We start from the raw sequence: 1,267 nt of genomic DNA on the forward strand, positions 1-1,267 counted from the left end.
AGAGCTGGCTCGGGAAATTTGAACAGGGGGATAAGTGGAATTTCTGCCTGACTTCGGCTTAGATGCCGGGAACAGGAGATACCATGACGAGACGACCGCGCCGGAACCATAGCCCGGCTTTCAAGGCAAAAGTGGCGCTCGCCGCCATTCGAGGCGAGCAGACGCTGGTGGAACTGTCCCAACAGTTTGACGTGCACGCCAACCAGATCAAGCAATGGAAAGACCAGCTCCTTGAGGGGGCGACAGGCGTTTTCGGCGATGAAGCGAAGGCGGAACCGACGGGTCCAACCGTCGATGTCAAAACGCTGCACGCCAAGATCGGGGAGCTGACGCTGGAGAATGATTTTTTAGCCGGAGCGCTCGGCAAGGCGGGATTGCTGAGCGGAAAGAAATGATCGACCGCGAGCACAAGCTGTCCGTCGTGCGTCAGGCGAAGCTTCTCGGCTTCAGTCGTGGCAGTGTCTATTATTCGCCGCGTCCGGTGTCTGACGGCGATCTGGCTCTGATGCGCCGGATCGACGAGTTGCATCTCGAATACCCGTTTGCCGGAAGCCGGATGTTGCAAGGGCTCTTGAGGGGAGAAGGGTTACAAACCGGTCGACTGCACGTCGCCACGCTGATGAAGAAGATGGGCATCGAGGCGATCTACCGTCGCCCGAACACGTCGAAACCGGCACCTGGGCACAAAATCTATCCCTACCTCCTGCGCAAGCTGGCGGTTACCAGACCCAATCAGGTCTGGGCGATGGACCTGACCTATGTTCCGATGGCTCGCGGATTTGTCTATCTCTGCGCCGTTGTGGACTGGTTCAGCCGGAAGGTTCTGTCGTGGCGACTGTCGATCACGATGGAGGCAGCCTTCTGCATCGAAGCAGTCGAGGAAGCGCTGGCCCGTTATGGCAGACCCGACATATTCAACACCGACCAGGGCTCGCAGTTCACCTCGATGGACTTCACGACGGTGCTGAAGAAGGCGGAAATCGCCATCTCGATGGATGGCAAGGGTGCGTGGCGGGACAACGTCTTCGTCGAGCGGCTCTGGCGTTCGATCAAATACGAGGAAGTCTACCTCCACGCCTATAAAACAGTGTCCGAGGCCCGCGCTGGCATCGGCCGCTATCTGACCTTTTACAATAGCCGACGCCCACATTCATCCCTTGACCGGCAGACACCGGATCAGGCCTACTTCAACGCGCTGGCACCAATGATGGTGGCGGCATAATCGAGGCGGAAATCCACTTAGCGAAACGCCCGAAACTGTTCAGAC

General features: G+C 58.2%; 1 protein-coding gene. It reads left to right on the top strand.

The features are described from left to right. The first annotated feature begins 83 nt into the window (after positions 1–83). A protein-coding gene (locus tag KUG47_RS16685; RefSeq protein ID WP_105541261.1) for an IS3 family transposase occupies positions 84–1,222 on the top strand; the annotation gives its coding sequence in 2 pieces (ribosomal slippage) (positions 84–351 and positions 351–1,222; 1,140 coding nt in all). The last annotated feature ends 45 nt before the right edge of the window (positions 1,223–1,267 follow it).

It is taken from the genome of Falsochrobactrum tianjinense (assembly GCF_019100495.1).
In the GTDB taxonomy this organism is placed as follows: domain Bacteria; phylum Pseudomonadota; class Alphaproteobacteria; order Rhizobiales; family Rhizobiaceae; genus Brucella; species Brucella tianjinense.